At 64.7% G+C, this 6,216-nt stretch carries 11 protein-coding genes; all 11 read left to right on the top strand.

Annotated elements, in window-relative coordinates; translation table 11 throughout:
• Positions 1 to 2: 2 nt before the first annotated feature.
• The 11 genes from rplX to AB0D31_RS11110 all read left to right on the top strand — a co-directional run bounded on the left by rplX (position 3) and on the right by AB0D31_RS11110 (position 6,147).
• The gene (rplX, locus tag AB0D31_RS11060) at positions 3 to 326 is read left to right on the top strand and encodes a 50S ribosomal protein L24 (RefSeq protein WP_053727612.1); all 324 of its coding nucleotides are present in this window, start codon (positions 3 to 5) and stop codon (positions 324 to 326) included.
• The gene (gene rplE / locus AB0D31_RS11065) at positions 326 to 883 is read left to right on the top strand and encodes a 50S ribosomal protein L5 (RefSeq protein ID WP_053727613.1); all 558 of its coding nucleotides are present in this window, start codon (positions 326 to 328) and stop codon (positions 881 to 883) included. Before rplX ends, rplE begins: the two co-directional genes overlap by 1 nt.
• Before the next feature lie 5 nt (positions 884 to 888).
• Positions 889 to 1,074 (top strand): type Z 30S ribosomal protein S14, encoded by a 186-nt coding sequence (locus tag AB0D31_RS11070; protein ID WP_003948630.1) that lies wholly within the window; start codon positions 889 to 891, stop codon positions 1,072 to 1,074.
• Positions 1,075 to 1,297: 223 nt separating this feature from the next.
• A complete protein-coding gene (rpsH, locus tag AB0D31_RS11075; protein WP_328310945.1) occupies positions 1,298 to 1,696 on the top strand; it encodes a 30S ribosomal protein S8 in 399 nt (132 codons plus the stop codon).
• Positions 1,697 to 1,717: 21 nt separating this feature from the next.
• The gene (gene rplF / locus AB0D31_RS11080; protein WP_267055815.1) at positions 1,718 to 2,257 is read left to right on the top strand and encodes a 50S ribosomal protein L6; all 540 of its coding nucleotides are present in this window, start codon (positions 1,718 to 1,720) and stop codon (positions 2,255 to 2,257) included.
• Positions 2,258 to 2,260: 3 nt separating this feature from the next.
• A complete protein-coding gene (rplR, locus tag AB0D31_RS11085; RefSeq protein WP_100578126.1) occupies positions 2,261 to 2,644 on the top strand; it encodes a 50S ribosomal protein L18 in 384 nt (127 codons plus the stop codon).
• A gap of 46 nt (positions 2,645 to 2,690) precedes the next feature.
• Positions 2,691 to 3,293: a 30S ribosomal protein S5 gene (gene rpsE, locus AB0D31_RS11090; protein WP_267055816.1), complete on the top strand. Its 603-nt coding sequence runs from the start codon at positions 2,691 to 2,693 to the stop codon at positions 3,291 to 3,293.
• Positions 3,293 to 3,475 (top strand): 50S ribosomal protein L30, encoded by a 183-nt coding sequence (gene rpmD / locus AB0D31_RS11095; RefSeq protein WP_214920405.1) that lies wholly within the window; start codon positions 3,293 to 3,295, stop codon positions 3,473 to 3,475. Before rpsE ends, rpmD begins: the two co-directional genes overlap by 1 nt.
• 1 nt (position 3,476) lies before the next feature.
• Positions 3,477 to 3,932, top strand: a complete 456-nt coding sequence (gene rplO, locus AB0D31_RS11100; RefSeq protein ID WP_120721896.1) for a 50S ribosomal protein L15 — start codon at positions 3,477 to 3,479, stop codon at positions 3,930 to 3,932.
• A 245-nt stretch (positions 3,933 to 4,177) separates the two neighbouring features.
• Positions 4,178 to 5,491, top strand: a complete 1,314-nt coding sequence (secY, locus tag AB0D31_RS11105; protein WP_362720079.1) for a preprotein translocase subunit SecY — start codon at positions 4,178 to 4,180, stop codon at positions 5,489 to 5,491.
• Entirely contained in the window at positions 5,491 to 6,147 is a 657-nt protein-coding gene (locus tag AB0D31_RS11110) for an adenylate kinase (protein ID WP_362720081.1), read from the top strand. Before secY ends, AB0D31_RS11110 begins: the two co-directional genes overlap by 1 nt.
• Positions 6,148 to 6,216: the final 69 nt, after the last annotated feature.

Genomic DNA, 6,216 nt, shown 5'->3' on the forward strand with positions numbered 1-6,216 from the left:
GCATGAAGATCAAGAAGGGCGACCTGGTTCAGGTCATCACCGGTAAGGACAAGGGCAAGCAGGGCAAGGTCATCGCGGCCTTCCCCCGCGAGGACCGCGTCCTGGTCGAGGGTGTCAACCGGGTCAAGAAGCACACCAAGGCCGGCCAGACCGCTCGCGGTTCGCAGACCGGTGGCATTGTGACGACCGAGGCCCCGATCCACGTGAGCAACGTTCAGCTCGTCGTGGAGAAGGACGGCAACAAGGTCGTCACCCGCGTCGGTTTCCGCTTCGACGACGAGGGCAACAAGATCCGCGTTGCCAAGCGGACGGGTGAGGACATCTGATGGCTACCACCACCACTCCGCGTCTCAAGACGAAGTACCGCGAGGAGATCGCGGGCAAGCTGCGTGAGGAGTTCTCGTACGAGAACGTCATGCAGGTTCCCGGCCTCGTGAAGATCGTGGTCAACATGGGTGTGGGCGACGCCGCCCGCGACTCCAAGCTGATGGACGGCGCGGTTCGCGACCTCACCACGATCACCGGACAGAAGCCGGCCGTCACCAAGGCCCGCAAGTCCATCGCGCAGTTCAAGCTGCGTGAGGGTCAGCCGATCGGCTGCCACGTCACCCTCCGCGGTGACCGCATGTGGGAGTTCCTGGACCGTACGCTGTCGCTCGCGCTGCCGCGTATCCGTGACTTCCGTGGTCTGTCGCCGAAGCAGTTCGACGGCCGTGGCAACTACACCTTCGGTCTCACGGAGCAGGTCATGTTCCACGAGATCGACCAGGACAAGATCGACCGTACCCGGGGTATGGACATCACCGTGGTCACCACGGCGACCAACGACGACGAGGGCCGTGCCCTCCTTCGTCACCTCGGCTTCCCCTTCAAGGAGGCGTAAGCGAGATGGCGAAGAAGGCTCTCATCGCGAAGGCTGCCCGCAAGCCCAAGTTCGGTGTGCGCGGTTACACGCGCTGCCAGCGTTGCGGTCGTCCCCACTCCGTGTACCGCAAGTTCGGCCTGTGCCGCGTGTGCCTCCGTGAGATGGCTCACCGTGGCGAGCTGCCGGGCGTAACCAAGAGCTCCTGGTAATTCCCCTCTGTCCTTCGGGACTTGGGAATTTCCGGACGCTCTCGGTAAGTATCTGGTCGGCGGAGGCCCGACTCCCCATGCCGTAGGCTTGTGGGGTTGGGCGTCCGCCGCCCATAACGACTTACTACGCCGTAGGTCCCCGCACCGCACCCGTCCCGCCACTGAGTGGGGAGAGGGATGGCGCATACAGGAAACCGCGGCGAGAGAGGCCGAAGGCCGATTCATGACCATGACTGACCCGATCGCAGACATGCTCACTCGTCTGCGCAACGCTAACTCGGCGTACCACGACTCCGTCGTGATGCCGCACAGCAAGATCAAGTCGCACATCGCGGAGATCCTCCAGCAGGAGGGCTTCATCACTGGCTGGAAGGTCGAGGACGCCGAAGTCGGCAAGAGCCTCGTCCTCGAGCTGAAGTTCGGGCCGAACCGTGAGCGCTCCATCGCGGGCATCAAGCGGATCTCGAAGCCCGGTCTGCGCGTGTACGCGAAGTCCACCAACCTGCCGAAGGTGCTCGGCGGCCTGGGCGTGGCGATCATCTCCACGTCCCACGGTCTGCTCACCGGCCAGCAGGCAGGCAAGAAGGGCGTAGGTGGGGAAGTCCTCGCCTACGTCTGGTAGTCGGGAACGGAGGAAAAGCCAATGTCGCGAATCGGCAAGCTCCCCATCCAGGTTCCCGCCGGTGTGGACGTCACCATCGATGGCCGTACGGTCCACGTGAAGGGCCCCAAGGGTTCCCTCACGCACGCTGTTGCGGCTCCCATCGAGATCGTGAAGGGTGAGGACGGCGTTCTGAACGTCACCCGCCCCAACGACGAGCGTCAGAACAAGGCCCTGCACGGCCTGTCCCGCACGCTGGTGGCCAACATGATCACCGGTGTGACCCAGGGATACATCAAGGCGCTCGAAATCAGCGGTGTCGGTTACCGCGTCCAGGCGAAGGGCTCCAACCTGGAGTTCGCGCTCGGATACAGCCACTCGATCACGGTCGAGGCCCCCGAAGGCATCACCTTCAAGGTCGAGTCGCCCACGAAGTTCTCGGTCGAGGGCATCGACAAGCAGAAGGTCGGCGAGGTCGCCGCCAACATCCGCAAGCTGCGGAAGCCCGACCCGTACAAGGCCAAGGGTGTCAAGTACGCCGGCGAAGTCATCCGCCGCAAGGTCGGAAAGGCTGGTAAGTAAGCCATGGCATACGGTGTGAAGATCGCCAAGGGCGACGCTTACAAGCGTGCCGCCAAGGCACGTCGCCACGTCCGCATTCGCAAGCACGTGTCGGGTACGGCGGAGCGTCCGCGCCTCGTCGTGACGCGTTCCAACCGCGGTATCACCGCTCAGGTCATCGACGACCTCAAGGGTCACACCCTGGCGTCGGCGTCGACTCTGGACGCGTCGATCCGTGGTGGCGAGGGCGACAAGTCCGCGCAGGCCAAGTCGGTCGGAGCCCTGGTCGCCGAGCGCGCCAAGGCCGCCGGCGTCGAGACCGTCGTGTTCGACCGTGGTGGCAACAGGTACGCCGGGCGCATTGCCGCTCTGGCTGACGCCGCCCGCGAAGCCGGGCTGAAGTTCTAAGCCCCGGTTCCGGGACTAACGGACGTAACAGAGAGAGGTAAATCCAATGGCTGGACCCCAGCGCCGCGGAAGCGGTGCCGGTGGCGGCGAGCGGCGGGACCGGAAGGGTCGCGACGGTGGCGCTGCCGCCGAGAAGACCGCTTACGTTGAGCGCGTTGTCGCGATCAACCGCGTTGCCAAGGTTGTCAAGGGTGGTCGCCGCTTCAGCTTCACCGCGCTGGTCGTGGTGGGCGACGGTGACGGCACTGTAGGTGTCGGTTACGGCAAGGCCAAGGAAGTTCCCGCGGCCATCGCCAAGGGTGTCGAGGAAGCCAAGAAGAACTTCTTCAAGGTTCCGCGCATCCAGGGCACGATCCCTCACCCGATCACGGGCGAGCGTGCGGCCGGCGTCGTGCTTCTGAAGCCGGCTGCCCCCGGTACCGGTGTTATCGCCGGTGGCCCGGTGCGTGCCGTTCTGGAGTGCGCCGGCGTTCACGACATCCTGTCGAAGTCGCTCGGCTCTTCCAACGCGATCAACATCGTGCACGCGACCGTGGCGGCCCTCAAGGGCCTGCAGCGTCCCGAGGAGATCGCGGCTCGCCGTGGTCTGCCCCTCGAGGCCGTCGCCCCCGCGGCTCTGCTCCGTGCTCGTGCGGGAGCGGGTGTCTAATGGCCCGCCTCAAGATCACGCAGACGAAGTCGTACATCGGCAGCAAGCAGAACCACCGCGACACCCTGCGTTCGCTCGGGCTCAAGCGCCTGCACGACGTGGTTGTCAAGGAGGACCGCCCCGAGTTCCGCGGCATGGTGCAGACCGTCCGCCACCTCGTGACGGTTGAGGAGGTCGACTGACATGGGTGAGAACAGCCCGCTGAAGGCCCATAACCTCCGTCCTGCCCCGGGCGCCAAGACCGCCAAGACCCGTGTGGGTCGTGGTGAGGCGTCCAAGGGTAAGACCGCTGGTCGTGGTACCAAGGGTACGAAGGCCCGTTACCAGGTTCCGCAGCGCTTCGAGGGTGGCCAGATGCCCCTTCACATGCGCCTGCCGAAGCTGAAGGGTTTCCGTAACCCGTTCCGCACCGAGTTCCAGGTCGTGAACCTGGACAAGCTCGGCGCTCTCTACCCCGAGGGTGGAGAGGTCACGGTGGCCGACCTGGTCGCCAAGGGCGCGGTGCGCAAGAACAGCCTCGTCAAGGTCCTGGGCCAGGGCGAGATCTCCGTGGCGCTGCAGGTTTCGGTTGACGCCGTTTCCGGCTCCGCCAAGGAGAAGATTGCCGCCGCAGGCGGCACCGTCACCGAGCTCGTCTGAGACAGCTTGATGGCTTGAACATCCGACCGGGGATGCCTCTCAAATGGGGCATCCCCGGTTGGTCGTTCCTAGGGGGGCACGGTCGCCGGTAAGGTGGCGTGCACTGTCTAAGTTCCGTGCTGTGTGCCTGGACGGCTGCGGCACGGATTTTTGGCAGATCAAGACCTCAAGACCTTCAGTCCCTTATTCGTCGAACCTCAAGACCGTCACCCTGACGCACGCGCGCGGGGGTCGCAGGAGGCACCGTGCTCACCGCGTTCGCCCAGGCGTTCAAGACGCCTGACCTGCGCAAGAAGCTGCTCTTCACACTCGGCATCATCGTGCTCTACCGGCTCGGTACGCATGTGCCGATGCCCGGCGTGAACTACAAGAACGTGCAGACCTGTGTGGACCAGGCTCAGCAGAACAGCGGTCTGTTCGGCCTGGTCAACATGTTCAGCGGCGGCGCGCTGCTGCAGATCACGATCTTCGCGCTCGGCATCATGCCGTACATCACGGCGAGCATCATTCTGCAGCTGCTGACCGTGGTGATCCCGCGCCTGGAAGCCCTCAAGAAGGAGGGCCAGGCCGGCACGGCGAAGATCACGCAGTACACGCGGTATCTGACCGTGGCGCTGGCGATCCTCCAGGGCACCGGCCTCGTGGCCACGGCCCGCAGCGGCGCGCTCTTCAGTGGCTGCCAGGTCGCCACCGAGATCATCCCGAACCGGTCGATCTTCACCACCATCACGATGGTCGTCACGATGACCGCCGGTACCGCCTGCGTCATGTGGCTCGGTGAGGTCATCACCGACCGCGGCATCGGCAACGGCATGTCCATCCTGATGTTCATCTCGATCGCCTCCAGCTTCCCGAGCTCCCTGTGGGCCATCAAGAAGCAGGGCCACCTGGCCGGCGGCTGGATCGAGTTCGGCACCGTGCTCCTGGTCGGCCTCGTCATGGTCGGACTCGTGGTCTTCGTCGAACAGGCACAGCGCCGCGTCCCGGTGCAGTACGCGAAGCGCATGATCGGCCGCAGGTCGTACGGCGGAACCTCGACCTACATTCCGCTGAAGGTCAATCAGGCCGGTGTGATCCCGGTCATCTTCGCGTCGTCGCTGCTCTACATCCCGGCGCTGATCGTCCAGTTCTCGAACTCGACGGCCGGCTGGGCGACCTGGGTCAAGGACAACTTGACCAAGGGCGACCATCCTTACTACATCGTCAGCTACTTCCTGCTGATCGTTTTCTTCGCGTTCTTCTACGTGGCGATCTCGTTCAACCCCGAGGAAGTCGCCGACAACATGAAGAAGTATGGTGGCTTCATCCCGGGCATCCGGGCTGGCCGACCGACCGCTGAGTACCTGAGCTACGTACTCAACCGGATCACCTGGCCGGGGTCGCTGTATCTGGGGCTGATCGCGCTCGTACCGACAATGGCGTTGATCATCTTCGGCGGCGTCCAGAGCTTCCCGCTCGGCGGGACGAGCATCCTGATCATCGTGGGTGTGGGTCTGGAAACCGTTAAGCAGATCGAGAGCCAGCTTCAGCAGCGCAATTACGAAGGGTTCCTCCGCTGATGCGAATCGTCCTCGTTGGACCGCCCGGTGCGGGCAAGGGAACGCAGGCCGCGTTCCTTGCCAAGAACCTGGCGATCCCGCACATCTCCACGGGCGACCTCTTCCGTGCCAACATCAGCCAGGGTACGGAGCTGGGCAAGCAGGCCAAGGCGTACATGGACGCCGGTAACCTGGTGCCGGACGAGGTCACCATCGGGATGGCCAAGGACCGCATGGAAGCGCCGGACGCCGAGAACGGCTTCCTGCTCGACGGCTTCCCGCGCAACGTGGTGCAGGCCGAGGCGCTCGACGAGGTGCTGAAGGCGGACGGCGTGAAGCTGGACGCCGTGCTCGACCTCGAAGTGCCCGAGGACGAGGTCGTCAAGCGGATCGCCGGCCGGCGGATCTGCCGCAACGACAGTGCGCACGTCTTCCACGTGGTGTACAACGCCCCGAAGCAGGACGGCGTCTGCGACGAGTGCGGCGGCGAGCTGTACCAGCGCGGTGACGACACCGAGGACACCGTGCGCAAGCGGCTCGAGGTCTACCACAGCGAGACCGAGCCGATCATCGACTACTACCGGGCGCAGGGGCTGGTCATCACGATCTCCGCGCTCGGCAAGGTGGACGAGGTCACGAAGAAGGCGATGCACGCGTTGCGCCGCGAAGCGGCGTAGTTCGGCGTAGTTCTCGCATCCAGCATTGCATGCGGCCGCGGTACCCCTCCGGGGGCACCGCGGCCGCCG

This window comes from Streptomyces sp. NPDC048361 (assembly GCF_040651795.1).
Classification (GTDB): Bacteria; Actinomycetota; Actinomycetes; order Streptomycetales; family Streptomycetaceae; genus Streptomyces.

Excerpts from the sequence above, each read along its gene's own strand:
- rplX (WP_053727612.1), top strand. The coding sequence starts at position 3 with ATGAAGATCAAGAAGGGCGACCTGGTTCAGGTCATCACCGGTAAGGAC.
- rplE (WP_053727613.1), top strand. The coding sequence starts at position 326 with ATGGCTACCACCACCACTCCGCGTCTCAAGACGAAGTACCGCGAGGAG.
- AB0D31_RS11070 (WP_003948630.1), top strand. The coding sequence starts at position 889 with ATGGCGAAGAAGGCTCTCATCGCGAAGGCTGCCCGCAAGCCCAAGTTC.
- rpsH (WP_328310945.1), top strand. The coding sequence starts at position 1,298 with ATGACCATGACTGACCCGATCGCAGACATGCTCACTCGTCTGCGCAAC.
- rplF (WP_267055815.1), top strand. The coding sequence starts at position 1,718 with ATGTCGCGAATCGGCAAGCTCCCCATCCAGGTTCCCGCCGGTGTGGAC.
- rplR (WP_100578126.1), top strand. The coding sequence starts at position 2,261 with ATGGCATACGGTGTGAAGATCGCCAAGGGCGACGCTTACAAGCGTGCC.
- rpsE (WP_267055816.1), top strand. The coding sequence starts at position 2,691 with ATGGCTGGACCCCAGCGCCGCGGAAGCGGTGCCGGTGGCGGCGAGCGG.
- rpmD (WP_214920405.1), top strand. The coding sequence starts at position 3,293 with ATGGCCCGCCTCAAGATCACGCAGACGAAGTCGTACATCGGCAGCAAG.
- rplO (WP_120721896.1), top strand. The coding sequence starts at position 3,477 with ATGGGTGAGAACAGCCCGCTGAAGGCCCATAACCTCCGTCCTGCCCCG.
- AB0D31_RS11110 (WP_362720081.1), top strand. The coding sequence starts at position 5,491 with ATGCGAATCGTCCTCGTTGGACCGCCCGGTGCGGGCAAGGGAACGCAG.